Below are 23,896 nucleotides of genomic sequence, written 5' to 3' on the forward strand. Positions count from 1 at the left end.
TGGCCCACGAGCGATCGACAGGCCGCAGTCGCGTCAGTCCTTCCCGCGCGCCATCGCCTGGAACACGCCATCGCGGCGGACCCACAGGTGGAAGAGGGCGGCACCGACATGCATCAGCACCGTGGCGAACAGCACGTAGGCCAGCAGGCTGTGCGCGCTGCGCAGTGCTGCATACAGTGCCGGTGTGTGCGGCACGATCGGTGGCAGGTGCAGTCCGCCCCCCAGCACGATGGGGTAGCCTCCCGCGGACAGCATTGCCCAGCCCACCAGCGGCATTGCCAGCATCAGCGCGTACAGCATCCAGTGCGATGCCTTTGCCGCCATCACCTGCCACACCGGAAGATCGGCCGGCAGCGGCGGCGGCCGATGGCGCAGGCGGTTGTACAGGCGCAGCAGCACCAGCACGCCGATCGCGATGCCCAGCGGGCGGTGCAGGTCGAGCAGCATCGGCCGCAGGTGCAGCGAGGCGACCATGGTCACGCCGATGAACAGCATGGCGATGATCATCACCGCCATCGACCAGTGCAGTACCCGCGCCAACAGGTTGAAGTGGCCATTGCCGGTACTCATCGTGCAGCCTCCTTCGGTTGCGCTGCCGCTCCGGCCGCGCGCTCGCGCTCGCGCCGGTTGAACGACTGCGAATAGACCGCCGACCGCGCGGCCAGGATCGGATCATCACTGCCGCGGATGCCGCTGGGCAGGATCAGCGGGTCGAAGTTCAGCTCGCCGCAGGCGCCCTGTTCCTGCGACTGCATGCGTTCCAGGCTCAGCACGCCTGCCACCACCGTTTCCCGCGCGTCCGGCCAGGGCACCGACGGATCATCGATGGCGTCCCCCGGTTCGGCGATGCTGACCACCAGGTCCCATTGCACCGGGCCGGCCGCCAGCCGGCGCTGCAGGTCCTGGCTGAGGAAATCGACATCGGCGCGCTTGCGGGCGTCGGCATCAAGCTCGGCGACCGGCGTGCGGGGCTGCCACTGCCAGCGCACGGCGCGTCGCTGGCCCTGCGCATTGGTGAACCAGAAGCTGTTGACGCTGTTGAAGCGGGTATTGGCCCAGCTGTCGGTCCACGGCGCGGTCCGTGCCCATTGCTGGAACGCCTGCGCGCTGGGGTACTTGGCCAGCACCGCCGCCATCTTCTGCGGGTCGGGCTTGCCGGTCGCCGGATCGGGGATCTGCGCCTGCGTCTGTTCGAAGAAGGCCTCCGCCGTCGGCACCGCGAAGAACGGGAAACTGTTCATCGCCATCCGCCATTCCTGGCCATCGTCGCTGACCAGCTGCAGGGCGATGCTGCGCACCCGGGCGCTGCCATCGGCCCCATGGGGATCGCCACCACCGATCGACAGGCGGCCCAGCACCGGTACCCGGGCCTGCGAGAACACGCGCGCGCTGGACAGCGTCGGCGCCTGTGCACTGGGTGCGAACCAGCCACTCACGCACACGCCCTTGCTGTGCGCACGGCGGAACCCGGGATGGGCCGGGCCGGTGGCCTCGATGGTGTCGGTGAAGCGTTGCGCGGTGAGGCGGTGGCCGACCCAGCCGGCCAGCCAGGCAAAGCCCAGCGTGATCCCGCCAAGAATCAGGGCGATCAGCGCGATCCAGGGCAGCGGCGAATGCCTGCGCGGTGTGCGCGGCCCCTGGCCGGCGCGGGTGTAGCGGAAGAGCGACATGGTCGGAGTCCTGCCTTCACGGAATGTGTGGGTGGTCGACCGACACATCCTCGCAGAACCCGACCGTGGCCGGAATTCAATTTTTCGTCACAACTCGGTGGAGCGGACCCCTGTCCGGCTCCACCCGCGCATCGGCTGCGCTCAGGCGTAGCGTGCCTTCAGCATCGCCCAGGCCGAGCGCAGGGCCAGTGCTTCGCCGCCGGCCGGGCGGCCCGGCCGTTCGCCATCGTTCCAGGCGTACACATCCAGGTGCGCCCAGCGCTGGCCATCCTCAAGGAAGCGCTCCAGGTATAGCGCGGCGGTAACCGAGCCCGCCATGCGCGAACCGGCATTGGCCAGGTCGGCGATGCCGCTGCTCAGGTAACGCAGGTAGGGACGCCACAGCGGCATGCGCCAGACCGGGTCGCGCGTTTCATCTCCGGCCTGCAGCCACTGCTGGGCGACGGTGTCATCGTTGCTGAAAAGTGCCGGCAGGTCCGGGCCCAGCGCGATGCGCGCAGCGCCGGTCAGGGTCGCGAAGTCCAGAACCAGGTCCGGCTTCTGCTCAGCGGCGAAGGTCAACGCGTCGCACAGGATCACACGGCCTTCGGCGTCGGTGTTGTCGATCTCCACGCTCAGGCCCTTGCGGGTGGCGATGACTTCGCCCGGACGGAACGCATCCGGGCCGATCGCGTTCTCCACCGCCGGCACCAGCAGGGTCAGGCGCACCGGCAGCTGCTGGGCCATCACCAGTCCTGCCAGGGCCAGCGCGTGCGCGGCGCCGCCCATGTCCTTCTTCATGTTGCGCATGCCATCGGCCGGCTTGATGTCCAGCCCACCGGTATCGAAGCACACGCCCTTGCCGACCAGCACCAGCGCAGGATCCGTCGCCTTGCCCCAGCGCAGCACGACCAGGCGCGGCGCGCGATGCGATGCGCGGCCGACGGCATGGATGGCCGGGAAATTCTGCGCCAGCAGCGCATCACCGGTGATCGCTTCGACCTCGGCGCCGTGCGCCGCTGCCAGCGTGCGTGCGGCCTCTTCCAGCTGCTGCGGACCCATGTCCTCGGTGGGCGTGTTGACCCAGTCGCGCACGCGCAGGCTGGCGGCGATCAGATCCGCCACTTCCCCGGTCGGTGCGGCAACCAACTGCGCCGGGTGCCGGTTGCGCTTGCGGTAGCGGTCGAAGCGATAGCTGCCCAGGCCCCAGCCCAGCTGCAGCAGTGCCTGCTCGCTGGCCGGCAGCTCACTGGCGAGCTGCCACACGCTGCCTTCGGGCAGGGCGTGCGGCGCGTGCGCATAGCTGTAGGCATCGCCGCGATCGCCCACGCCCATCACCGCACCGGCCAGACCCTCGCTGCCGGGCAGCAGGGCGATGCTGTGCGAGCCGGCGATGAAGCCCTGCGAGGCCAGCCACGCCTGCGTGGCGGCCGGCTGTCCGGCGTTCCAGCGGGCGAACTGCTCGCGATCCAGCACGTACAGCGGCAGTGCGGCAGAAGTGTCGGCGGTGAAGCCCGTGATCTCGCTCATGCGTCAATTGCTCCGGGGTGCGGTGGCGCCGAGGTTGGCGTCCAACCAGTCGGCCAGGCCGGTGAGGGTGTCGAACTGCAGGTCGGGCTGCAGCTGCGGATGGGTCCAGGTGGCGGCGTCGCGGTTGATCCAGCAGCCGCGCAGGCCGGCGGCGATGGCGCCGGCCACGTCCATCTCGATGTGGTCACCGACATGCAGCACCTGCGCCGGGGCCACGCCCAGCCGGGCACACGCGGCATGGAAAATGCTCGCCTCCGGCTTCGCCGCGCCATGTTCGCGCGCACCCAGCTGGAAGGCGAAATGATGGGCCAGCCCGATCCGCTGCAGGTCCGCATTGCCATTGCTCAGCGCGGCCACCGGTACCCGCGCGGCGATACGCGCCAGGGCATCAAGCGCATCGGGATAGCACTCCACCTGATTGCGCGCGGCATAGAACGCTTCGTAGGCCGGCTCCAGCAGGTCCAGGCTGGCGCCGCTGTTCTGCAGCGCCTCACGCAGCGTCAGCCGGCGCAGCGCGCTCAGGTCATGATGCAGATGCGGGTTGTCGCGGAACGAGCGCTCGCGCAGTTCGCGCATCGCCGCCAGCGGATACATCGCGGCGGTGGCCGGGCTGTGTTCACGCATCCAGTCGTGCAGCACCTGGTCGATGCGGGCGCCGATCGGTGCGAACGGCCACAGCGTGTCGTCGAGGTCGAGGGTGATGGCAAGGACAGGGAAATTCACCCGGCCATTCTACGCCTGCCCGCACGCGCTTTCATTCCAGCAGGCGCGCCCAGCCCTGCATGCCGTCCAGCCGGGCCAGCACCAGCTTGATGCAGACCAGCAGCGGCACCGCCAGCAGCAGCCCGATCATGCCCCAGGCCCAGCCGAACACCATCAGTGCCAGGATCAGGACCAGCGGCGAGAGCTTCATGCGCCGGCCCAGCACGATCGGGGTCACCAGCTGGCCCTCCAGGGTATGCAGGCCCAGATATGCCGCAGCGGGCAGCAGTGCCTGCAGCGGGTCGCGGAATTCGACGAAGCCCATCAGCAGCATCAGCGCCACTCCGATCAACGGGCCCACATAGGGCGCGAAGTTCAGCAGTGCCGCCACCGTCCCCCACAGCAGCGCTTCCTGCAGGCCGATACCCAGCAGCATCAGCACGCCCGCGAAAACCAGGCCGACCAGCGTGTTGATCACGCTGATGGTCAGCACATAGCGCGACACCTCGCGCTCGATCGAGCGCAGGATGTCGCTGGTGAAGCGCTGTTGCTGGCGGTTCGGGAACAATGCGATCGCCGCGCGCTGCAGGCTTTGCCCATAGATCATGAAGAACAGCGTCAGCAGGACCACGGCCAGTACCGAGGCGGCCAGCCGGGGTGCGCGGGTCAGCATGCGATAGGGATCGTCCAGCTGGGTCCGGATCACCTGCACCTTGCGATTGCTGTCGCCGCCGGCAACGCGGGCGAAGTTCTCGGCCGCCAGATTGGCCTGCTGCACCGGCTTGGTCAGATCCTGTACCTGCCGGGCGACCTTGCGCAGCTGTTGTGGCGCTTCCTGCGCCCATTCCATCGCCGGGCCGATCAGCTGCACGGCCAGCGAGCTGGTCACGCCCAGGCCGGCACCGAGAACCAGCAGCGCTCCCAGCGCCCGCGGAATCCACAGCTTCTGCAGCAGGCGCAGGATCGGGTTGCCGACCAGCGCGAAGAACATCGCCAGCAGTACCGGCAGGATGATGTCCTGTGCGGCCCACAGCGTGTAGGCCACCGCCAGCGTTGCCAGCACCACCAGCGACATCGGCCCGCGCGGGCGGGTGGGCGGCGGAAGGGCGGCAGCAGACGGTGCGGGTTCGGCCGGTGACGGGGACAGGAGGGACTCGCTCATCGACGTACCGACCGGGAAGGGGAGCCTATTATCCGTCCGCCGCGGTCAACGCGGCGGATGCTGTTCGTCAACGTTCGGACAGTTCGGTGGCCGCTTCGGCAGGCCGCGGTTCGCGCGCCTCAGGCTCGGCAGGTGGCGCGGAAGCGGGTGCCGCGGCAGCGGGAGCGACCGGGTCGGCGGCGGCTTCGGCAGTGTCGGCCGCATCGTCTGCGGTGTCGGCGGCGTAGGCTGCCACGGCGGCAGCCAGTGCTGCCTGGCCGCTGGCCACCAGGCTGGAGACCGAGCCGATCATCTGCAGCCAGCGCGCACCGTTCACTTTGCCCGGCACTTCCAGCTTGCCGGCCACGAAGCCACCGGCCAGGCCGACCACCACGATGCGCAGGGGAGACCAGCCCCGGCGCCAGACCTCGCTGAGCACGGTCCAGTTGTCCTGGGTTTCACCCATGCGCACGGCCACCACCTGTTCGCAACGCTTCACCCGCCGCTGCAATGCGCCGAACTTCATGGCTTGCCCTCCGGAATCTGTACGCCGGCATCGGGATCGTCTTCGCTGGGCTCGTCGAACAGGCCAAGGCGCGACAGCTGGCGCCGGGTAGCGTGCATGCCGGTGTGGTGGAAGAAGTAGGACACCCGCCAGATCGCATAGCCGGTTACCGCGAGGCTGATCAGCGAGGTGATCAGAAGCGCCTGCAGCCAACTCAGGCCCCAGCTCTGCAGCAGGGCGATGAGCGTGGCGGCCATCAGCAGCCAGGCCGAGGCCCCGAACACGATCGCCACGCCCGCCCAGGCCAGGGCCCGGCCGAACGCACTGCGGGCGAGCGCGAAATCCGACGAGGCCAGGCGACGCAGCGAGCGCAGCGTGTGCTTGGCCGAATCGGCGGCGGCGCGACCGGCCGCGCCGACCTGGCGGATGCTCTCGTCCAGCGGCGGGGTGGCCGCCGGATCGGGGCGTTGCGTGTTGTCTTCGCTCACGCCGTGGACTTACTTGTCGCTGCTGCCGCGAGCCAGCTTGGCGATGATCCAGCCAGTGGCGAAGGCAACACCGAACGATGCCAAGGGACGTTCACGGATCAGTTCAGCGGCGCTGTCGATCAGATCCTTGCCCTTGTCCATCAGTGCATCGACCTGTTCCTTGGCGGCAGCGCCGCCGAATTCAGCCGCAGCCAGGCCGGACAGCGCCGTGTCGGACAGCTCGGCCTTGACGTTGGCCTTGCCGATGCGCAGTTCGTCGGTTGCAGCGCCGGTCGCGCCCTTGATCGCACCGCCGGCAGCACTGGCGGCCTGCTTGAGGTGGGAACCGGCTTCACCCAGGTGTTCCTTCAGGTTCTCGGTATTGGTGGGGCTCATCGAATCACTCCTGTTGCGATGGGGGAACGGACGATCGGCTTCAGCCGACAGGGACGTACAGCAATAGCACTGGCCGGGTATAGGGGGTGTTACGGCGGAGCGATCAGCGCATCACCAACTGGCCCTGCTGCTGGCCGTTGTTGCGCAGGATGCGCAGCACCAGGGTCGGTGGCCGCTGCTGGAAATTGGCGCGCCAGCTGGCCAGGTCGGCGAATTCACCCACCGTGGCATCGGTGATGATGTCGCCCTGCTGGAGCCCGTTGCTGGCTGCGCGGCTGCCGCGCTTGACCTCGCTGACCAGCACCCCGCGTACGCCGGACTGGCGCAGCGATTCGGGCAGGTCGACGAAGGTCGCGCCGCCCAGGCGCGGGTCCAGGCTGTCGCCGCTGGCGGCGCGCGCCTGCTCCTTCAGCGTCGCCCGGATCTGCAGCGGCTTGCCTTCGCGGCGCACGTCCAGCGCCAGTACGCTGCCTACCGCTGCCAGGCCCTCCACGTTGTGCAGGGCTTCGGCGCTGTCCACGCGCTGACCGTTGGCGGCAACCACCACGTCGCCCGGCTTCAGCCCGGCCGCCGCACCGGCCGAACCGGCCAGTACCCGGGTGATCAGCGCGCCGCGGGTTTCGCCCAGGCCCAGGCCCTGGGCGATCTGCGCGCTCAGGTTCTGGCTTTCCACGCCCAGGGTGCCGCGCACCACCACGCCATGCTTGACCAGCTGGTCGACCACGCTGCGCGCCAGGTTGGTGGGAATGGCCAGGCCCAGGCCGATGTTGCCGGCCATGCTGCCCTGCGGGTTGAAGCTGGCGGTGTTGATGCCGACCAGCTGGCCCTGCAGATCGACCAGCGCACCTCCGGAGTTGCCCGGGTTGATCGAGGCGTCGGTCTGGATGAAGTTCTGGTAGCCCAGCCCACGGATGCCACTGCGGCCGACCGCCGAGACGATGCCCGAGGTCACCGTCTGGCTGAAGCCGAACGGATTGCCGATCGCCACCACGAAGTCGCCGACCCGCAGCTGGTCGCTGTTGCCGAGCTTGATCTCGGTGAGGTTCTGCGCCGGGATGCGGATCAGGGCGATGTCGGTGTCGCGGTCCGAACCGAGGAATTCCGCCTTGACCGTGCGCCCGTCAGCGAGCGTCACCTGCACGTCATCGGCGTTCTCGATGACGTGGTGGTTGGTCAGCACCAGGCCTTCCTTCGCGTCGATGATGACGCCCGAACCCAGCGATTCGTTGATCCGTTCCTGCGGGATGTCCGGGAACAGGCGGCGGAAGAACGGGTCGTTGAAGAAGGGGTTGCGTACCCGTACCACCTGCTTGGTGTTGACGCTGACCACGGCGGGCATGGTCTTTTCCAGCATCGGTGCCAGCGAAGGCACCGGCTGGCCGGCGACCGAAGCCGGCAATGCGGCGGTGGCCGGAAGGGCCGCCGGCAAGGGCGCGGCGTCGGCGCGGTTGTCCAGGTGGGCGTTGATGCCGGTGGCGACGAATCCACCGAAGGCGGCGGCGATTGCGAGCGTGAGAAGGGTAGGTAGCGGTCGCATGGGAGTCGGTTCGCAGGCGTAGGATGGGGGCCGTTGGCCCATACGGTAAAACAAGCTGAATGAATCTGCCGCGGCGTGGATAAATGCGCGATGAAAGAGACCCTCGTCGATGCGGCGCCCGACGACGGCTGACCCGCCTGCGGTGCGGTCGGCCATCGGCGCTACACCGATAGGGTGTGTCCGCCGGCGTGGTCAGGACACCCTCTGATACTTGCGCAGTTCCGCCGATCCAAGGTGCGCGATGGCACGTCGCGCGTGCAGGTTGCGGCAAGGGGCGTGCAGGCAGCCCGTCGCCGCGACGTGCACCTCAATCCCATGGCGCAGCGCTGAAAAAAAGGGGTTTGCTGCGGATCGACGGTAGCAGCACCAGCCTCCCCATACACTACTATCGTCGCAGCAGACGCGATTGCAGGCGTACCACCCGTTCCACGATCGTCATTGTCGGTATAGCATCGCCCCGTTTTGACAATCCACGCCCCCAGGAGGGCAACATGAGCAACGGTAATGGTGTGTCGGTCGTGACCGACGCCGTCGAGAACGCGAAAGAAACCGCCACCAACGTCGGCGAGACCATCGCCCACGCCGCTGAAGACGCAGTGAAGTCGGTGAAGAAGACCGTCAAGCGCGCCCGCAAGGCCGCCACCACCCGCGTCGCCAAGGCCAAGAAGGCCGTGGCCAAGGTCGAGAAGACCGTTGCCAAGAAGGCCGAGAAGGCCGCCAAGTCGGTCGGCAAGACGGTCGCCAAGGCCAAGCAGAAGCTGGAAGCCGCCAAGAAGAATGCCAAGGCCGAAGCCGCTGCCCTGAAGAAGGAAGTGGCCAAGAAGAAGGCCGCTGCCGGCAAGACTGTCGCCAAGAAGGCTGCTGTTGCCAAGAAGTCCACCAAGGCCGCCACCAAGGCTGCCGGCAAGAAGGTCGCCACGGTGAAGAAGGCTGCGACCAAGAAGGCAGCCGCCACCAAGAAGACGGTTGCCAAGAAGGCCGCCGCCGCGAAGAAGGTTGTCGGCAAGAAGGTGGCCACCGCCAAGAAGGCCGTGGCCAAGAAGACGGTCGCCGCCAAGAAGGTGGCTGGCAAGAAGACCGTGGCCGCGAAGAAGGTTGTCGGCAAGAAGGTTGCCGCTACCCGCAAGGTCGCCACCAAGAAGGCGGCTGCCGCCAAGAAGGTTGTCGGCAAGAAGGCCGCTGCCACCCGCAAGACGGTTGCCAAGAAGGCAGCGACCACCAAGAAGGCTGTCGCCCGCAAGGCTGCACCGCTGAAGAAGGCCGCTGCCAAGAAGGCCCCGGCGAAGAAGGCCGTGCGCAAGGCCGCCAAGCGCAAGTAATCGCGCGAGCGGCGAAGGCCCCTCCGCCCTGCCGGGCGGTGGGGCCTTCTGCGTTCATGGGGGGACAACGGCCCGGCATGAAGCCTGCGGGGTCGTCCTGGGGCAAGATGAAGTCCCTCCGCTGGAGTTCCCATCATGCGTGGCATCGATTTCAGTTCCTGGCAGGGTGTGCTTTCCACGTTGGCCGGCCTGGTCCTGATCACGCTGCTGGGTGTGGGTATCCGCCTGCTGGTGATGCAGACCCTGCAGCAGCGCCGCGAGCGCGAGAACCGGCAGATCAACGAACGGCTGCGCACGCTGATGGCCGCCTACAAGACCCTGGGCGGTTCGTTCACCGGTGAGCTGGGGGTCGACCCCAGCCATCTGCGCGACCTGCGCCAGCGCGCCCATGAGCAGGGCATCGTCGAACCCGGCTCGGATCGCGCGAGGCGCATCCGCGATGCCGTCGAAGCGGCCTTGTCGGACATCCTGCTGCTGGGTACCGATGAGCAGGTGCGGCTGGCCGCGCGCGCCGCCGATGAGCTGGCGCAGGGACGACCGGTGCACACGCATGAGCTGGTGGTGTCGCTGCGCGATTTTGTCCGCGAAGCCCTGGATCTGGCGCCGATCCCGGCCGATCTGCAGATTCCACGGCAGGGCCCGACCCGGCCCGCAAGCGGCAGCGGGGGCGGCAAGGGCCGCCCTGAAGGCGAAGGCAAGGGCGGCCGTGCGGGCGGCGGCGGAATGGGCATGGGCGCCGGCATGGGCGGGCTCGGCCTGGGGGCCGGCGCCGCACTGGGCGCCGGCACTGCCGGAGAAGACGACGCAGGTACGCGCTGAGCGCCGCGAAGGCGTCAGCGGGTCAGTTCGTAGATGGGTGTGAAACCGCCATAGATCATCCGCGCGCCGTCGAATGGCATCGGGTTCTTCGCGGGGTCCAGGCGCGGGTCTTCCATCATCTTCTGCATGCCTGCATCACGGGTGGCCTTGTCAGGCCACTCGATCCAGGAAAACACCACCGTCTCTTCCGGTGTTGCTTTCACTGCGCCGAAGAAGTCCGTTGTCTTGCCATGCGGCACGTCATCGCCCCAGCACTCGACCACGCGCAGCGCCCCGTACTCGATGAAGACCACGTCGCCGCTTCGCGCATGGGCGAGGAACTTTTCCTTGTTGGCGGTGGGAACCGCCAGAACGAAACCATCGATGTAGCTCATTGCCTGCCTCCGTGATGGACCGCACTGCATGTGCGGCCTTCTTCTGTTCGACGAACCAGGGCGCGGCAGATCGACACGGCCGCGATCGAAGCATGCAGGACGTACCCGCGCGCCGCGCGTATGCCAGAGACCGCCTGAATCAACCCAGAAAATTCAGCAATGCGAAGCCTGCTGTTTTCAGGGTGCGTTGTGGCGAATAACGGAGAATTTACATTCCCGATGCGACGGCGCTTCCGCGCTGCTGCTCACCATAAGAAAGTAAAGGTGTACCCCCATGAAGAATTCGCTGATTGCCCTGGCGCTGGCTGCTGCCCTGCCGTTCTCCGCCTCGGCTGCCGAGAACCTGTCCTACAACTATGCTGAAGCCAACTACGCCAAGACCGACATCGACGCGTTCAAGGCCGACGGCTGGGGCGTGAAGGGTTCCTACGGCTTCCTGCCGAACTTCCACGCCTTCGGTGACTACAGCCGCCAGGAAATCGACCACACCAACCTCAAGCTGGACCAGTGGAAGGTCGGTGTCGGCTACAACCAGGAAATCGCACCGTCGACCGACTTCGTGGCCCGCGTGGCATACCAGAAGCGTGACCTGGAGCATGGCCTGGATTTCAACGGCTACAGCGCTGAAGCCGGCATCCGCACCGCGTTCGGTGCCCACGCCGAAGTCTACGGCATGGTTGGTTACGAAGACTTCTCGAAGAAGCGCGGCATCAATCCGGAAGGCGAGTGGTACGGCCGCCTGGGTGGTCAGGTGAAGCTGAACCAGAACTGGGGCCTGAACGGCGAGCTCAAGATGAACCGCGATGGTGACAAGGAATACACCGTCGGCCCGCGCTTCAGCTGGTAATCGCTGCAGGCGCTCTGCGCCCTGCGTGCATCAACAGGCCCGGCATCTGCCGGGCCTGTTGCGTTCCACGGAACCGAAATGAAATCTGACTGCGGCTGCGCGGTCGATGCTGCATTGCAACGAATTGGATTCCGCCGTTGCAGGGTGCGACCTACGGTGGGCATCCCCTTCCGCCGGATCTGCCTGATGCCGCCCGCCCCCGCCACCCCGCATACCGGAAAGCTGCGCCGCCTGGCGCTGCTGGATCCGCATCCGGTGCTGCGGCTGGGCCTGGAAGTGTTGTTATGTGAGCACAGCGGCCTGCAGGTCCGTGCCAGCTTCGCCAATGAAGCCGACCTGCTGTCGCTGCTGCATCAGCAGCCCGGTTGTGTCGATCTGCTGGTGATCGATGCCCTTCCGCTGGGTGACCAAGGGGTTGGCCTGCAACTGCTGCGCACGCTGTCGCAGCGGTGGCCATCGCTGCCGGTGCTGGTGCTTTCAGCCCATTGCAACGCCAGCACGGTGGTGACGGCCATGCAGGCCGGCGCGCGCGGCTTCCTGTCCAAGGCGACCCCACCGCGCGTGCTGCTGCGGGCTGTGCAGGTAGTGGCCCGGGGTGGGCGGTTCGTGCCGCCGGAACTGCGCCCGCAGTTGAGCCGCTCGCGGGCGCGCCGCATGCCCTCATTGATGCCGCTCAGCCGCCGCGAGCGCGAGGTGCTGCGCCTGGTGCTGGAAGGCTGCAGCACCGGCGAAGTCGCGCAGCGCTTCGGCCGTTCCGCAAGCACGGTCAGCTCGCAGAAAAAAGCCGCCTACCAGAAGCTCGGCATCCGCAGCGACGGCGAGCTGTTCCGCATCCGCCACCTGCTCGAATGCGGCTGAAACCCGGGCTTATTCCCCCTGGTACTGCTTCTCTTCGACCAGTGCCGACCCCGCAACGCGGTTGATCTCGTTCTTGACCTGCACGCGCTCGCCATTGGTACCGTACACGCCGCGCGCCAGCTGGACGAAGGCATCATCGAACACCTGTGCCGCTTCCTTGTCGCGCAGCTGGTCCTGGATGTCCCACATGCGCTCGTTGATGGTCTTCAGCTGCTGCTTCAGCGCGGCAAGTGCCGGCTGTGCCTGCAGCTGCTGCTGCAGCAACGGCAGCAGGCCGTCCAGCTCCGTCCGCACATTGGCCAGCTTGGTGGCATCGCCGATGCGTTCGGCCTTGATCTCGAGAATGGTGATCTTGTCGATCAGCTCGCCGATCGATACCGGCGTCAGGATGGCGTCCATGGGTGGTTTCCTGGAAACAGGCGGCCATCATACCGCGCCACTGCCAAGCGGTTTTACGCTGATTTTGCGCCCCCGCCACGGTAGCGCCATCGAACCGTTACGGCCCTGCCATCGACACTGCCGTCCCGGCGGTTGAGCCGCCATTGGATGAGGAATGATGTGCAGTGGACAGCAGGGGAATGATCGCGGCGTTGGCCGCGGCGTTGGCGGGACTGCTGGGCGTGGGCAGCGCGCAGGCACAGGTGAGCGGCAACGCCACGTTGACCAGCGATTACGTCTGGCGCGGCAGTTCGCAGAGTGACGGCGACCCGGCGGTGCAGGCCGGAGCGAAGTTCGCGCTCGCGTCCGGGTGGTATGCCAGCGCGTGGGGCTCGAACGTATCGTTCAAGCCGGACAACGGCGCACGCAGCGAGTTCGATCTGGTAGCGGGCTGGTCCGGCACACCGGCCGCGGACTGGACGCTGGACGCCAACCTGACCCGCTACGTGTATCCGGGGACAGCCCGCGCGCTGGACTGGACAGAGTTCGCTGCCACGGTGGGCTGGAAGCAGCGGACCTGGCTGCAGGTCGCGCATTCCAGCGATGCCCTGGCCGGTGGCCGTCGCGGTACCTACGCACAGCTGGGCGTTCGCCTGCCGCTGCACGAGCGCTTCCGGCTTGAAGCGGCCGTGGGCCACTACTGGCTGGCGGCCGCGCAGGGGCCGGATTACCTGCACGGGCAGCTCAGCGCCGTCGCCACGTTGGCTCCGGCGTGGGAAGTGCGGGCCACCGTGCATGACACCGATACCGCGGCCAGACGGCTGTTCCCGGGCAACGCGGGCGGGCGCTGGGAACTGGCGCTGCAGGGCAGCTTCTAGCGGGCCGGCGCCGCCACGACGGTATCGGCCACCCATGGGCCGGTACCGGGCGGCTCAACCGCGCAGGCGCTGGCTCAGGCCCTTGAGGAAGTTGCGCAGCATCTGATCCAGGCAACGTCGGTAGTTGGCATGCCCGGGTTGGCGGAACAGCGCCCCGATCTCGGACTTGGATACCTTGAAGCCGGCGCTGGCGAAGATGTCCATCAGATCGACGTCGCGCAGCTGGAACGCCACGCGCAGCTTCTTCAGCACCAGGTTGTTGTCGACGCGGGTTTCCACGGCGCGCTGCGGCTGGCTCTCGTCGCGGCCGCGCAGGTGCACGATCAGGCCATCCAGGAAGTGCGCCAGCGCACTGTCGTCCATCGGCACGAAGCCGGCTTCATCCTCGCGCCGCAGCCAGGCCCTGGCCTGCTCCAGATCCACCGCGAAGGCCGGGTCGGCCAGCTGGCACAGGGCCACCACGTGATGGTCGCCCAGGTCCAGGGAGTAGCGCACGCTGCGCAGTACATCATTGTTGATCATGGCCCATTGTAGCGGTCCGGCCGTTGTCACCGGATTGTCACCGGATTGAAGCATCGTGAGCGCTGTTCCGTAGAGACCTCCTCCGATGCGCCGGTACCTCGTTCTCCTCCTGCTGGCGGCCAGCAGTGCTGCCGCCCATGCCCAGGACCGTTTTGTTCCGGTCGAACAGCGGCTCACTGCGGCCCAGCTGGCCGAAGTGGGGCTGAGCCCGGCCCAGCTGCAGGCGTTGAACCGCGTGCTGCGCCAGGCAGAGGCCGCGTCGCCTGCCATTTCCGCGGTCACGGCCGCCCCCGCCGGCGCGCCGCTGCCTGCGAATGTTCCGGCGCCGGCAGCCATGCACCTGGGGCTGGAAGAAGGCCCGGTCAGCGCACGCGTGGTGGGGGAGGTGGCCGGTTGGGCCCCCGGCACGGTGTTCAGCCTCGACAACGGACAGCAATGGCAGGTGATGAAGGGACAGATGAAGCTGCGCAGGGCCCTCCAGGCGCCGCAGATCGAAGTGATCCCGGGCATCGCCGGCCGCTGGTTCCTGCAGGTCGACGAGGATCTGCCGAAGGCGCGCGTGTTCCGCCTGCGCTGAGTGTGCCCGGCGCGAAGACCGATCAGGCAAGGCAGGGTCCGGCCGACGGTGCCAGAATGGGGGTCTCGTTCCTCCACGGAGTTGCCTGATGTCCCGCACCGTCCTGATTACCGGCGCCACGTCCGGGTTTGGCGCCGCCGCCGTCCATCGCTTCGCCCAGGCAGGCTGGAAGGTGATCGCCACCGGCCGTCGCAGCGATCGCCTGCAACCGCTGGTCGAGCGCTATGGCAAGGACGTGGTGCACGCAGCGGCGTTTGATGTCCGCGATCCGATCGCAATGGAAGCGGCGCTGCTGGCGCTGCCCCCCGCATTCGGTGAGATCGACCTGCTGGTCAACAACGCCGGTCTGGCGCAGGGCACCGCTCCGGCGCAGAGCGCCAGCCTGCAGGACTGGACGACGATGATCGATACCAACATCACCGCCCTGGTGACGTTGACCCACCGCCTGCTGCCGCAGCTGGTCGAACGCAGGGGTGCGATCATCAACATCTCGTCGGTTGCCGGTGTCTACCCGTACCCGGGCGGCAACGCGTATGGCGGTACCAAGGCGTTCGTCAGCCAGTTCTCGCTGGGCCTGCGTTCGGACCTGCACGGTACGGGCGTGCGTGTGACCACCATCGAGCCGGGCATGGCCGAGACCGAGTTCACGGTGGTGCGTACCCACGGTGACCAGGCCGCGTCGGACAAGCTGTATTCCGGCGCCAACCCGATGACCGCCGAGGACATCGCCGAGCAGATCTTCTGGGTTGCCAGCCTGCCGCCGCATCTGAACATCAACCGCCTGGAACTGATGCCGGTCAGCCAGTCGTTCGCCGGCTTCCAGGTCGCGCGCGAGGGCTGACCTGCGTGCCTTCAGGGCCGCCCGGCGTGGGTCGGCCCTGCGGGGCCCAAAAAAAGAAAGCCGGGCAATGCCCGGCTTCTTCCGTTCAGACCCGAACGATCACTGTGCCTTGATCGCCATCGCCTGCAGGCCGGTGCCATCCAGCTTCTGCTTGGCTTCGGACAGCTCACCGGCGCTGCCGTAGGGCCCCATGCGCACGCGGTACACGGTCTTGCCATTGATCTGCGCCGACTCCACCCGTGCCGCCAGGCCCATCATCGCCAGCTTGGCCTTGGTGGCCTCGGCGTCGCCGGAGGCGCCGAACGCACCTGCCTGCAGGATGTAGCGCGCGTTGTCGCCGGCCACGGCCGGTGCCGCAGCGGCGGTCGGCGCCGCGTCCACGCGGGCGGCCTGCGCGGTCGATGCCGTGCTGGTCGCCGCCGGGCTGGTCGTGGCCGGTGCAGCCGTTGCCGGGCGTTCGCTCAGCGGGGCAGGCAGCGGACGGCTGGTCGCGGTCACCGGTGCCGTGCTGGCGACACTGGCCGTTGCGGTCGGTGCCGGCGTTGCGGGGACCGGTTTGCCTTCCAGCGCCGCCTGCGCGCGCTGCGCTTCGGCCTTGGCCCGGCGCTGTTCCTCGGCGCGGGTGCTGGCGGCCAGTTCGGCATCGGACATCTCCACTTCCTTGCCGGGCAGCAGGGTGTAGAAATCGTACTGGGTCGCCGCCGGCTTCTCGGCTTCGGCAGGTTTCGGCGTGGCCGGTTGTGCGGCTGGCTGCGTGCCGACATCGCCGTCGGCATCAGCGACCGGCGCCGGCTGCGCGTTCGGGTTCGGCTGCGGACCGGCGCGCAGGAAGCCATCGCCCTCGCCCTTGAACAGATTCGGCGCCGCCAGGAACACCACGGCGGCGATGGCCACACCGGCGACCAGCCACACCCATCCCGGGGTGCCCTGGCTGCTGCTGTTGCGTCGTGCCTGGTTTTTGCCGCGTCGTGCTGCCATGTGTACTGCGTCTCCTGATGCTTACATTTTTTCCGGGGCGCTCACGCCCAGGAGGTCGAGGCCATTGGCCAGCACCTGACGCGCCGCGCAGGCCAGCGTCAGCTTGGCGTTGCGATCGTCGGCGTCGTCCACCAGCACCGGTGTCCCGTGATACCACGTGTGGAAGGCATGCGCCAATTCACGCAGGTACTGCGCCACCAGATGCGGCTCCAGCGCCACGCCGGCGGCTTCGACCACTTCCGGATAGCGCGAGATCTCGTTCATCAGCAGCAGCGAGGCGTCATCGGCCAGGCGCACGAGCTGACCCAGGCCACTGCCCTGGTCATAGGCCAGTCCCTTCTCCTGCGCCTGGCGGAGCAGGCTGCACACGCGGGCATGCGCGTACTGCACGTAGAACACCGGGTTGTCGTTGCTCTGCTGGCGGGCCAGATCGATGTCGAAGGTCAGCTGCGAATCGGGCTTGCGCGCGATCAGGAACCAGCGGGTCGCATCGCGTCCAGCTTCTTCGATCAGGTCGCGCAGGGTGAAGTAGCTGCCGGCACGCTTGGACAGCTTCACTTCCTCGCCGCCGCGCATGACGGTGACCATCTGATGCAGCACATACTCGGGCCAGCCCTGCGGGATGCCCACTTCCAGCGCCTGCAGGCCTGCACGCACGCGCGCCAGCGACCCGTGGTGGTCGGCGCCCAGCTCGGTGATCGCGCGCTCGTAGCCGCGCTGCCATTTGGACAGGTGGTAGGCCACGTCCGGCACGAAGTAGGTGAAGGTGCCGTCGGACTTGCGCATCACGCGGTCCTTGTCGTCACCGAAGTCGGTGCTGCGCAGCCACAGTGCGCCGCCTTCCTCGTAGGTGTGGCCGGACGCCTGCAGCTTGGCCACGGTTTCCGCGACCTTGCCATCGGCGTACAGCGAGCTTTCCAGGAAGTAGATGTCGAAATCGACGCCGAACGCGGCCAGGTCCAGGTTCTGCTCGTTGCGCAGGTAGGCCACCGCGAAGCGGCGGATCGCCTGCATGTCGTGCGGATCCTTGGCGCCGACCACGAGGGTGCCTTCCAGGTCGACGCTGGCGCCGGCCATGTAGGCTCGCGCGACATCGGCGATGTACTCGCCGCGGTAGCCGCCTTCCGGCCAGCCCTCCTGGTCGGGGGCGATGCCCTGGACGCGGGCCTGCACCGACAGCGCCAGGTTCTCGATCTGCACGCCGGCGTCGTTGTAATAGAACTCACGCTTGGCGTTCCAGCCGTTGGCGTCGAGCACGCGGGCCACGCAGTCGCCGATCGCCGCAGCGCGGCCATGGCCGACGTGCAGCGGACCGGTCGGGTTGGCCGACACATACTCCACGCCCACCGTGCGGCCGTTGCCGGACAGGTTGCGCCCGTAGTCGTGGCCTTCCTTGATGACCGAGGCGGCTTCGCGCTGGTACGCGGCCGGAGCCAGGTGGAAGTTGATGAAGCCGGGTCCGGCGATCTCGACCTTGCTGACGTCCTCGCTGCGCGGCAGCGCCTCGACCAGTGCCTGCGCCAGCGCGCGCGGGTTGCTGCGCGCGGCCTTGGCCAGCAGCATCGCGGCGTTGGTGGCGAAGTCGCCATGGTCACGGGTCTTCGGGCGCTCGACCACGAAGTCCGGCGGCAGGGAGTCGGCGGGCAGGGTGCCATTGGCGCGCAAGGCTTCGATGCCTTGGCTGATCAGGGCGCGGAGGAGATTTTTCACGAGGCCTGCTGTGAGAATGAGCGGCGGAATCGCCCATTTTAGCGCAGATGCCGGCGGCCACGCTGACCGTTGCCTGCCTGTGCGGTCCCCCCGGGGCGGCCGGGGGGCCGGGGCTCAGCCGAACAGGCGGGCCTGGCGCTGGCCCAGCAGGCCACGTTCAGCAAACGAAACAGGGCGGCCTTCGCCCACTACGAAATGGTCGAGCAGGCGGATGTCGACCAGGGCCAGGGCCTGCTGCAGCTCCTCGGTGATGCGCGCGTCGGCCGGCGATGGCTCCGGGTCGCCGGACGGGTGGTTGTGGCTGATGATCACGGCGGCGGCATTGAGCTGCAGGGCGCGCCGGACGACCTCCCGTGGATAGACCGCCGCTGCGGTGAGGGTTCCGGCAAACAGTTCCTCGCACGCGATCAGCCGGTGGCGGTTGTCCAGGAACAGCACCAGGAACAGTTCGCGGGCCTGCCCGCGCAGACGGTGCTGCAGGTAGCGCCCCACCGCCCCGGGATTGTCGCCAACTGCTTCGCCGTGCTGCAGTTCGGCGGCCAGGTACCGGTGGGCCAGTTCCAGGCCGGCGGCAAGGGTGCAGCTGCGGGCCGGCCCCAGCCCGGGCAGTCGTGCCAGCTCGCCGGCAGGCCGGTCCAGCAGCACCCGTAGCGGACCGTGCGCGTGCAGCAGGTCGCGTGCAGTCTGCACGGCATCGCGGCCGCCGACCCCGGAGCCGAGGAACAGCGCCAGCAACTCCGCGTCGGACAGCATGGTGGGACCCCGCGCCAGCAGCTTCTCGCGGGGACGTTCCTGTTCAGGCCAGTCATGGATGGGCATGCCTGCATCATCGCCAGCGGCGCCCGGCGCTCCCATCGGCGCTTGCCGCCGATGACCGTCAGCCGATGCCTCAATCGCGCACGGTCTTCAGGTAGTCGAACAGTTCCTGGTTGCTCTGCAATCCCAGCTTGCGCTTGGCCTCGGCCTTCTGCCGGCTGATCGTCTTCGGGCTGCGGCCGCAGCGGGCCGCGATGGCGTTGATGTTCAGGCCCTCGGCGAGCAGCTGCAGGACTTCCTGCTCGCGCGCGGAGAGCGAGACCGGTGTGCGCTGGAACAGCAGGTCGCGCGACTGCAGGTGATGACGCAGCTGCTGTGAGACGAAGACCTGGCCGGACATGGCTGCCGCGAGCGCCATCGGCAGTTCGGCGAAGCCGGCGCACTTGTCGACCAGGCCATCGATGCCTTCGCGCAGCAGCCTGTCCAGCAGTCCCGGGTGGCGGGCACCGGTCAGCACCACCACCGGCAGGCCCGGATGACGCTCGCGCAGTGCGCCCAGCAGCGCAGGGCCGTCGGGGCCGGCGCCGGGCATGGACAGGTCGGTGAGGACGGCATGGCAGGTTTCACGCTGCAGCAGGTCGAGCAGCTGGGCACCGTCGGCCGCGCTGCCGGCCACCTGCATCTGGTGAGCCTCCAGCACGATACGGATGCCATGCAGTACAACCGGATGGTCGTCGGCGATGATGATGCGCGGTTGCACGCGGGATCCTCGGGGAAGCGGAGCGGCGCACCGGAGGTGGCCAGTACCGATTCTGCAAAGCCGACCCGGGCACGGGTATAGGAAAGTTCCGAATCATCGGCGGGTGAACCCGGGAACTGCGGTAGTGGAAGTTCCATCTGCTGATAGCTGCCAGCTATGTGCGCTGTGCATCGGGACATTACCGACCATCGGGTAAGCTAGCGCCCTCGTTTGCACAGGAATTCCAGGTGGCTGACTCCCCCAACGCATCCCCCGCGCCGGCCGGCGCGCTGGAAGGCCAGAAACTGCTGTTGTGTGTCGGCGGCGGGATTGCGGCTTACAAGGCCCTGGAACTGGTGCGGCGGCTGCGCGATGCCGGGGCGCTGGTGCAGGTGGCGATGACTGCCGGCGCCCAGCAGTTCGTGACCCCGCTCAGTTTCCAGGCCCTGTCCGGGCAGCCGACCCGCACTACGTTGTGGGACAGCGCCGCCGAACAGGCCATGGGCCACATCGAGCTGGCGCGCTGGGCCGACCGCATCGTGATCGCACCGGGCACCGCCGACCTGCTGGCGCGGCTGGCCCATGGTCACGCCGACGACCTGGTCAGCACGTTGTGCCTGGCCAGTACCGCGCCGCTGACCGTGTGTCCGGCGATGAACCATCGCATGTGGCTGCATCCGGCCACGCAGGCCAACGTCGCACTGCTGCGCCAGCGGGGCGCGCAGGTGATCGGACCGGTCGACGGGCCGTTGGCCGAGGGTGAGTCCGGCCCGGGGCGGCTGGCCGAGCCGGGTGACATCGTTGCCGCGCTGGCGGCCAACGGCAATGCCGTGGCGCCTGCCGCGCCCGCGGCAACCCGCGCGCTGCAGGGACTGCGTGTGCTGATCAGCGCCGGACCCACCTACGAGGACATCGACCCGGTGCGCTACGTCGGCAACCGCAGCAGCGGCAAGATGGGCTTCGCACTGGCCGCGGCCGCGGCGACGATGGGGGCGCAGGTGGTGCTGGTCAGTGGTCCCGTGCAGCTGCCGACGCCGGTCGGCGTGCAGCGCGTCGATGTGCGCTCGGCCGCACAGATGCGCGACGCCGTGCTCTCATCGCTGCCGGCCGACATCTATATCGGTGCCGCCGCCGTGTCCGACTACACCCCACGGCAGGTGGCGCCGCAGAAGCTGAAGAAGACCGCCGACAGCCAGTCACTGGTGATCGAACTGGTGCGTACCCCGGACATCCTGGCCGAGGTGGCCGCGCAGACGCAGTCGCTGAAGCTGGTGGTCGGTTTCGCCGCCGAAACCCACGACGTGGAGAAGTACGCGCGTGGCAAGCTGGTCGACAAACGCCTGGATCTGGTGATCGCCAACCAGGTCGGCATCAGTGGCGGTGGCTTCGAAAGTGACAACAACGCCGCCACGGCCTTCTGGCAGGATGGCGAACAGGTATTCCCGGCGACCTCCAAGCGCGAGCTGGCCGAACAACTGCTGGCGCTGATCGCGCGGAGGCTTCAGGCATGACCCAGGTGATTTCATCGCAACCGTTGCAGGTCAAACTGCTCGATCCGCGCTTCGGCGACAGCTGGCCGCTGCCGGCGTATGCCACCGAGGCCAGTGCCGGCATGGACCTGCGCGCAGCGCTGGACACCGCGCTGACTTTGCAGCCGGGCGATACCGCGCTGGTTCCCAGTGGCCTGGCCATCCACATTGCCGATCCGCACCTGTGCGCGGTCATCCTGCCGCGTTCGGGCCTGGGCCATCGCCACGGCATCGTCCTCGGCAACGGCACCGGCCTCATCGACGCCGACTACCAGGGTCCGCTGCTGATCAGCGTCTGGAACCGGGGCCGCGAGGCCTTCACGATCGAGCCGGGTGACCGCATCGCGCAGCTGGTGGTGGTTCCGATTGCCCGCGTCAGCCTGCAGGTGGTGGATACTTTCACCGACAGCGTGCGGGGAACGGGTGGATTCGGCCATACCGGGGTGCGTTGACGGGGGACATTGATGAGCGGCATCGGGGAAAGGCAGCAGGGACGGTCGTTGGGGCGCAGCGCACCGCTGCTGGCAGTGCTGCTCGTGTTGCTGGCCGGCTGGTTCGGCTGGAGCGCCGTGCAGCAGTGGCGCCAGGAGGCAGGTGGCAAGGCGCTGGAAGAGGCGCGTGACCAGGCCGTGCAGGGCCTGCAACAGGCCGCCAGTGGCCAGTTGCAGCAGCTGCAGCAGCAGTTGAAGAACGAGCGCCTGCAGCAGGCGCTGCAGGCCGGCGATGCGTCCGCCGCTGCGCTGGCCCTGCGCGAGAGCTGGTCCGGCGTGGAGCGGGTGGAGGTGCTGGGCGCCGACCTGGCCGCTGCCTACGCCGATCCGGCCACCTTTGGCTATGCGCGCCTGGCCCTGCTGGAGCAGGCATTGGGCGAGGACCGGCCGAGCCTGCGGGTGGTCCGCGATGGGGGAGGCAACCGCCTCGGCCTGGCTGCGCCGGTGCAACTGGGCAGTCTGGGGGCGGCGGTGGTCTACGTCCGTCAGCCGCTGCTGCGCCTGACCGCGCCGCTGGATCAGATCCGCGCACCTGCCAGTGGTTTCCTCGGCCTGCGCCAGGGCACGCACGATCTGGTCACCCAGGGCGATTCCGGCCTGGCGCAGATCGCCGAGGCGCAGGCAAGGCCGATTGCCGGCACCCCGCTGCGGCTGGCAGCGGCCGTGCCCAACGTCGAACCCGGCCCGCTCGGTCTGGGCGCGCTGGCCAGCGGCATCGTCGCGCTGCTGCTGGCCTTCATCGCCGTGCTGCTGCTGGTCGGTCGCGATCGCCTGCCGAAGCGCCTGCCGCTGCCGCGGCGCACGTCCGCCGTCGAGGTGGATGAGGGCCCGACGCTGCGCGAGAGCCTGCAGATGGCGCCACCGCAGGTCGCCGAAGCTGCCGCCGACGCCACAGTGGCCCCTCCGCCGCCGGTCCCGGCGGAAGCGCTGGCAGCGGGCATCTTCCGGGCCTACGACATCCGCGGTGTGGTGGGCAGCGAACTGACGGCAAAGACCGCCGCGCTGATCGGCCAGGCCATCGGTACCGCTGCGCTGGAACAGGGCCTGCGCGAGGTGGTGATCGGCCGTGACGGGCGCCTGTCCGGCCCCGAGCTGGCAGCCGGCCTGGCCGAAGGCCTGCGCCGTGCCGGCTGCGCGGTCATCGACATCGGCCTGGCGCCCACGCCGGTCGTCTATTACGCCGCATTCCACCTGCGTACCGGCACCTGCGTGGCGGTGACCGGCAGCCACAATCCTCCCGAGTACAACGGCTTCAAGGTCGTCATCGGCGGCGAAACGCTGTCCGGCGATGCCATCACCGGCCTGTACCAGCGCATCGTCGAGGGTCGCCTTGTGCAGGCGGCCGAACCGGGTGACTACCAGCAGCGCGATGTCGGCGCCGATTACATCCAGCGGATCGCCGACGACGTGCAGCTCGACCGCCCGCTGAAGGTGGTGGCCGACGCCGGCAACGGGGTTGCCGGTGCGCTGGCCCCGCAGCTGCTGGAAGCGATCGGTGCCGAGGTGATTCCGCTTTACTGCGATGTTGATGGCACCTTCCCCAATCATCATCCCGACCCCAGCGAGCCGAACAACCTGCAGGACCTCGTACAGACGGTCAAACGCTTTGGCGCTGATCTCGGCGTGGCCTTCGACGGTGACGGCGACCGCCTGGGCGTGGTCACCGGCGAGGGCAGGATCATCTACGCCGACCGCCTGCTGATGCTCTTCGCCGCCGATGTGCTGATGCGCAATCCCGGGGCGATGGTGATCTACGACGTGAAGTGCACGGGCAAGCTGTCCGACCACGTGCTGCGCAACGGCGGCAGCCCGCTGATGTGGAAGACCGGGCACTCGCTGATGAAGGCGAAGATGCGCGAGACCGACGCCGAGCTGGCGGGCGAGATGAGCGGCCACTTCTTCTTCAAGGAACGCTGGTTCGGCTTCGATGACGGGCTGTACGCCGCCGCGCGCCTGCTGGAGATCCTGGCCCAGCGCGAGGAAACCCCGGATGAGGTGCTGTCCGGACTGCCGGAGATGGTGGCCACACCGGAGCTGAAGGTGCCGGTGTCCGAGGGTACGCCGCACGCCCTGGTGGCGATGCTGGTGGCGGCAGCGCAGTCGCCGGACAACCCGTATGTGGGTGGCCGCCTGTCGACCATCGACGGCCTGCGTGTGGATTTCCCCGACGGCTGGGGACTGGTGCGCGCCTCCAACACCACCCCGGTACTGGTGCTGCGCTTCGAGGGCGACGACGAGGCGGCGCTGGAGCGCATCCAGGCACTGTTCCGCAGTCAGCTGCAGCCGTTCGTCGGCGACACCCCGCTGGGGTTCTGATCGATCCGGGTGGGTGCCGACCGTTGGTCGGCACACC

At 68.2% G+C, this 23,896-nt stretch carries 26 protein-coding genes; 10 read left to right on the forward strand and 16 right to left on the reverse strand.

Going from position 1 to position 23,896, the window contains the following annotated elements; genetic code table 11:
• Positions 1 to 33 precede the first annotated feature (33 nt).
• The 9 genes from AC06FB_RS15795 to AC06FB_RS15835 all read right to left on the reverse strand — a co-directional run bounded on the left by AC06FB_RS15795 (position 34) and on the right by AC06FB_RS15835 (position 7,927).
• On the reverse strand, positions 34 to 570 hold the full coding sequence (locus AC06FB_RS15795) for a cytochrome b (RefSeq protein ID WP_065182014.1): 537 nt from the start codon (positions 568 to 570) through the stop codon (positions 34 to 36).
• The gene (locus tag AC06FB_RS15800; RefSeq protein ID WP_065182013.1) at positions 567 to 1,670 is read right to left on the reverse strand and encodes a catalase family peroxidase; all 1,104 of its coding nucleotides are present in this window, start codon (positions 1,668 to 1,670) and stop codon (positions 567 to 569) included. The genes AC06FB_RS15795 and AC06FB_RS15800 overlap by 4 nt, the downstream gene beginning before the upstream one ends.
• Before the next feature lie 141 nt (positions 1,671 to 1,811).
• Positions 1,812 to 3,179, reverse strand: a complete 1,368-nt coding sequence (locus AC06FB_RS15805) for a leucyl aminopeptidase family protein (protein WP_478053876.1) — start codon at positions 3,177 to 3,179, stop codon at positions 1,812 to 1,814.
• A 3-nt stretch (positions 3,180 to 3,182) separates the two neighbouring features.
• Positions 3,183 to 3,902 (reverse strand): HAD family hydrolase, encoded by a 720-nt coding sequence (locus AC06FB_RS15810; RefSeq protein WP_065174216.1) that lies wholly within the window; start codon positions 3,900 to 3,902, stop codon positions 3,183 to 3,185.
• Positions 3,903 to 3,933: 31 nt separating this feature from the next.
• Positions 3,934 to 5,043 (reverse strand): AI-2E family transporter, encoded by a 1,110-nt coding sequence (locus AC06FB_RS15815; protein ID WP_053516537.1) that lies wholly within the window; start codon positions 5,041 to 5,043, stop codon positions 3,934 to 3,936.
• Positions 5,044 to 5,110: 67 nt separating this feature from the next.
• Positions 5,111 to 5,548 (reverse strand): hypothetical protein, encoded by a 438-nt coding sequence (locus AC06FB_RS15820; protein ID WP_053516536.1) that lies wholly within the window; start codon positions 5,546 to 5,548, stop codon positions 5,111 to 5,113.
• Entirely contained in the window at positions 5,545 to 6,015 is a 471-nt protein-coding gene (locus AC06FB_RS15825) for a phage holin family protein (protein WP_053516534.1), read from the reverse strand. Before AC06FB_RS15825 ends, AC06FB_RS15820 begins: the two co-directional genes overlap by 4 nt.
• A 9-nt stretch (positions 6,016 to 6,024) precedes the next feature.
• The gene (locus AC06FB_RS15830) at positions 6,025 to 6,390 is read right to left on the reverse strand and encodes a hypothetical protein (protein ID WP_053516533.1); all 366 of its coding nucleotides are present in this window, start codon (positions 6,388 to 6,390) and stop codon (positions 6,025 to 6,027) included.
• Between the two features lie 103 nt (positions 6,391 to 6,493).
• A complete protein-coding gene (locus AC06FB_RS15835) occupies positions 6,494 to 7,927 on the reverse strand; it encodes a Do family serine endopeptidase (RefSeq protein ID WP_053516532.1) in 1,434 nt (477 codons plus the stop codon).
• A gap of 491 nt (positions 7,928 to 8,418) precedes the next feature.
• Between AC06FB_RS15835 and AC06FB_RS15840 the strand changes: the two genes are divergently transcribed.
• Together AC06FB_RS15840 and AC06FB_RS15845 are read left to right on the forward strand one after the other, a co-directional pair.
• Positions 8,419 to 9,246, forward strand: coding sequence for a histone (locus tag AC06FB_RS15840; RefSeq protein WP_461289088.1), 828 nt, complete (start codon positions 8,419 to 8,421; stop codon positions 9,244 to 9,246).
• Between the two features lie 135 nt (positions 9,247 to 9,381).
• A complete protein-coding gene (locus AC06FB_RS15845) occupies positions 9,382 to 10,065 on the forward strand; it encodes a hypothetical protein (protein ID WP_277381309.1) in 684 nt (227 codons plus the stop codon).
• Positions 10,066 to 10,079: 14 nt separating this feature from the next.
• On the opposite strand, the gene AC06FB_RS15850 is transcribed toward AC06FB_RS15845, so the two are convergent.
• The gene (locus AC06FB_RS15850) at positions 10,080 to 10,439 is read right to left on the reverse strand and encodes a DUF1428 domain-containing protein (protein WP_053516528.1); all 360 of its coding nucleotides are present in this window, start codon (positions 10,437 to 10,439) and stop codon (positions 10,080 to 10,082) included.
• 274 nt (positions 10,440 to 10,713) lie between these two features.
• On the opposite strand from AC06FB_RS15850, the gene AC06FB_RS15855 reads away from it, so the two are divergent.
• Both AC06FB_RS15855 and AC06FB_RS15860 read left to right on the forward strand, forming a co-directional pair.
• Positions 10,714 to 11,286, forward strand: coding sequence for an OmpO family porin (locus AC06FB_RS15855; protein ID WP_053516527.1), 573 nt, complete (start codon positions 10,714 to 10,716; stop codon positions 11,284 to 11,286).
• Positions 11,287 to 11,472: 186 nt separating this feature from the next.
• Complete coding sequence (locus AC06FB_RS15860) at positions 11,473 to 12,144, forward strand: response regulator transcription factor (RefSeq protein ID WP_459040849.1); 672 nt, start codon at positions 11,473 to 11,475, stop codon at positions 12,142 to 12,144.
• A 9-nt stretch (positions 12,145 to 12,153) separates the two neighbouring features.
• Here AC06FB_RS15860 and AC06FB_RS15865 read toward each other — a convergent pair whose 3' ends face one another.
• A complete protein-coding gene (locus AC06FB_RS15865) occupies positions 12,154 to 12,543 on the reverse strand; it encodes a DUF6165 family protein (protein ID WP_053516526.1) in 390 nt (129 codons plus the stop codon).
• A 164-nt stretch (positions 12,544 to 12,707) separates the two neighbouring features.
• On the opposite strand from AC06FB_RS15865, the gene AC06FB_RS15870 reads away from it, so the two are divergent.
• Positions 12,708 to 13,400, forward strand: a complete 693-nt coding sequence (locus tag AC06FB_RS15870) for a TorF family putative porin (protein WP_478053877.1) — start codon at positions 12,708 to 12,710, stop codon at positions 13,398 to 13,400.
• Positions 13,401 to 13,454: 54 nt separating this feature from the next.
• Here AC06FB_RS15870 and AC06FB_RS15875 read toward each other — a convergent pair whose 3' ends face one another.
• Complete coding sequence (locus AC06FB_RS15875; protein WP_478053878.1) at positions 13,455 to 13,922, reverse strand: YehS family protein; 468 nt, start codon at positions 13,920 to 13,922, stop codon at positions 13,455 to 13,457.
• A gap of 85 nt (positions 13,923 to 14,007) precedes the next feature.
• Between AC06FB_RS15875 and AC06FB_RS15880 the strand changes: the two genes are divergently transcribed.
• Together AC06FB_RS15880 and AC06FB_RS15885 are read left to right on the forward strand one after the other, a co-directional pair.
• Complete coding sequence (locus tag AC06FB_RS15880) at positions 14,008 to 14,499, forward strand: hypothetical protein (protein ID WP_478053879.1); 492 nt, start codon at positions 14,008 to 14,010, stop codon at positions 14,497 to 14,499.
• 88 nt (positions 14,500 to 14,587) lie between these two features.
• Positions 14,588 to 15,340, forward strand: coding sequence for an SDR family NAD(P)-dependent oxidoreductase (locus tag AC06FB_RS15885; protein WP_065174225.1), 753 nt, complete (start codon positions 14,588 to 14,590; stop codon positions 15,338 to 15,340).
• Positions 15,341 to 15,439: 99 nt separating this feature from the next.
• Here the strand turns inward: AC06FB_RS15885 and AC06FB_RS15890 are convergent, their stop codons facing one another.
• The 4 genes from AC06FB_RS15890 to AC06FB_RS15905 form a co-directional block, all read right to left on the reverse strand.
• Positions 15,440 to 16,318 carry an SPOR domain-containing protein gene (locus AC06FB_RS15890; RefSeq protein WP_111186478.1) on the reverse strand — a complete coding sequence of 293 codons (879 nt, stop codon included), beginning with the start codon at positions 16,316 to 16,318 and terminating at the stop codon, positions 15,440 to 15,442.
• A 21-nt stretch (positions 16,319 to 16,339) separates the two neighbouring features.
• Complete coding sequence (gene argS, locus AC06FB_RS15895; RefSeq protein WP_053516518.1) at positions 16,340 to 18,028, reverse strand: arginine--tRNA ligase; 1,689 nt, start codon at positions 18,026 to 18,028, stop codon at positions 16,340 to 16,342.
• Positions 18,029 to 18,142: 114 nt separating this feature from the next.
• Positions 18,143 to 18,847: a RadC family protein gene (gene radC, locus AC06FB_RS15900; RefSeq protein ID WP_065174506.1), complete on the reverse strand. Its 705-nt coding sequence runs from the start codon at positions 18,845 to 18,847 to the stop codon at positions 18,143 to 18,145.
• 70 nt (positions 18,848 to 18,917) lie between these two features.
• Positions 18,918 to 19,544, reverse strand: coding sequence for a response regulator (locus AC06FB_RS15905; RefSeq protein WP_065182003.1), 627 nt, complete (start codon positions 19,542 to 19,544; stop codon positions 18,918 to 18,920).
• 227 nt (positions 19,545 to 19,771) lie between these two features.
• Here AC06FB_RS15905 and coaBC point away from each other — a divergent pair, with 227 nt between their 5' ends.
• From coaBC to AC06FB_RS15920, 3 genes are read left to right on the forward strand one after another with little or no spacing between them, the layout of a single operon-like run.
• Complete coding sequence (gene coaBC / locus AC06FB_RS15910) at positions 19,772 to 21,034, forward strand: bifunctional phosphopantothenoylcysteine decarboxylase/phosphopantothenate--cysteine ligase CoaBC (protein WP_065182002.1); 1,263 nt, start codon at positions 19,772 to 19,774, stop codon at positions 21,032 to 21,034.
• The gene (gene dut, locus AC06FB_RS15915) at positions 21,031 to 21,504 is read left to right on the forward strand and encodes a dUTP diphosphatase (RefSeq protein ID WP_053516506.1); all 474 of its coding nucleotides are present in this window, start codon (positions 21,031 to 21,033) and stop codon (positions 21,502 to 21,504) included. Before coaBC ends, dut begins: the two co-directional genes overlap by 4 nt.
• Positions 21,505 to 21,516: 12 nt before the next feature.
• Positions 21,517 to 23,859 (forward strand): phosphomannomutase/phosphoglucomutase, encoded by a 2,343-nt coding sequence (locus tag AC06FB_RS15920; RefSeq protein ID WP_478053880.1) that lies wholly within the window; start codon positions 21,517 to 21,519, stop codon positions 23,857 to 23,859.
• The last annotated feature ends 37 nt before the right edge of the window (positions 23,860 to 23,896 follow it).

The sequence above is a fragment of the Stenotrophomonas sp. Steno-C15 genome, assembly GCF_056393265.1.

What these genes read in the sequence shown, in the direction of transcription:
- AC06FB_RS15920 (WP_478053880.1), top strand. Translation starts at nt 21,517, where the DNA reads ATGAGCGGCATCGGGGAAAGGCAGCAGGGACGGTCGTTGGGGCGCAGC.
- AC06FB_RS15795 (WP_065182014.1), bottom strand. Translation starts at nt 570, where the DNA reads ATGAGTACCGGCAATGGCCACTTCAACCTGTTGGCGCGGGTACTGCAC.
- AC06FB_RS15820 (WP_053516536.1), bottom strand. Translation starts at nt 5,548, where the DNA reads ATGAAGTTCGGCGCATTGCAGCGGCGGGTGAAGCGTTGCGAACAGGTG.
- AC06FB_RS15860 (WP_459040849.1), top strand. Translation starts at nt 11,473, where the DNA reads ATGCCGCCCGCCCCCGCCACCCCGCATACCGGAAAGCTGCGCCGCCTG.
- AC06FB_RS15805 (WP_478053876.1), bottom strand. Translation starts at nt 3,179, where the DNA reads ATGAGCGAGATCACGGGCTTCACCGCCGACACTTCTGCCGCACTGCCG.
- AC06FB_RS15800 (WP_065182013.1), bottom strand. Translation starts at nt 1,670, where the DNA reads ATGTCGCTCTTCCGCTACACCCGCGCCGGCCAGGGGCCGCGCACACCG.
- AC06FB_RS15875 (WP_478053878.1), bottom strand. Translation starts at nt 13,922, where the DNA reads ATGATCAACAATGATGTACTGCGCAGCGTGCGCTACTCCCTGGACCTG.
- AC06FB_RS15835 (WP_053516532.1), bottom strand. Translation starts at nt 7,927, where the DNA reads ATGCGACCGCTACCTACCCTTCTCACGCTCGCAATCGCCGCCGCCTTC.
- AC06FB_RS15850 (WP_053516528.1), bottom strand. Translation starts at nt 10,439, where the DNA reads ATGAGCTACATCGATGGTTTCGTTCTGGCGGTTCCCACCGCCAACAAG.
- AC06FB_RS15885 (WP_065174225.1), top strand. Translation starts at nt 14,588, where the DNA reads ATGTCCCGCACCGTCCTGATTACCGGCGCCACGTCCGGGTTTGGCGCC.
- radC (WP_065174506.1), bottom strand. Translation starts at nt 18,847, where the DNA reads ATGCCCATCCATGACTGGCCTGAACAGGAACGTCCCCGCGAGAAGCTG.
- AC06FB_RS15880 (WP_478053879.1), top strand. Translation starts at nt 14,008, where the DNA reads ATGCGCCGGTACCTCGTTCTCCTCCTGCTGGCGGCCAGCAGTGCTGCC.
- AC06FB_RS15815 (WP_053516537.1), bottom strand. Translation starts at nt 5,043, where the DNA reads ATGAGCGAGTCCCTCCTGTCCCCGTCACCGGCCGAACCCGCACCGTCT.
- AC06FB_RS15845 (WP_277381309.1), top strand. Translation starts at nt 9,382, where the DNA reads ATGCGTGGCATCGATTTCAGTTCCTGGCAGGGTGTGCTTTCCACGTTG.
- AC06FB_RS15855 (WP_053516527.1), top strand. Translation starts at nt 10,714, where the DNA reads ATGAAGAATTCGCTGATTGCCCTGGCGCTGGCTGCTGCCCTGCCGTTC.
- dut (WP_053516506.1), top strand. Translation starts at nt 21,031, where the DNA reads ATGACCCAGGTGATTTCATCGCAACCGTTGCAGGTCAAACTGCTCGAT.
- AC06FB_RS15890 (WP_111186478.1), bottom strand. Translation starts at nt 16,318, where the DNA reads ATGGCAGCACGACGCGGCAAAAACCAGGCACGACGCAACAGCAGCAGC.
- AC06FB_RS15840 (WP_461289088.1), top strand. Translation starts at nt 8,419, where the DNA reads ATGAGCAACGGTAATGGTGTGTCGGTCGTGACCGACGCCGTCGAGAAC.
- AC06FB_RS15865 (WP_053516526.1), bottom strand. Translation starts at nt 12,543, where the DNA reads ATGGACGCCATCCTGACGCCGGTATCGATCGGCGAGCTGATCGACAAG.
- AC06FB_RS15830 (WP_053516533.1), bottom strand. Translation starts at nt 6,390, where the DNA reads ATGAGCCCCACCAATACCGAGAACCTGAAGGAACACCTGGGTGAAGCC.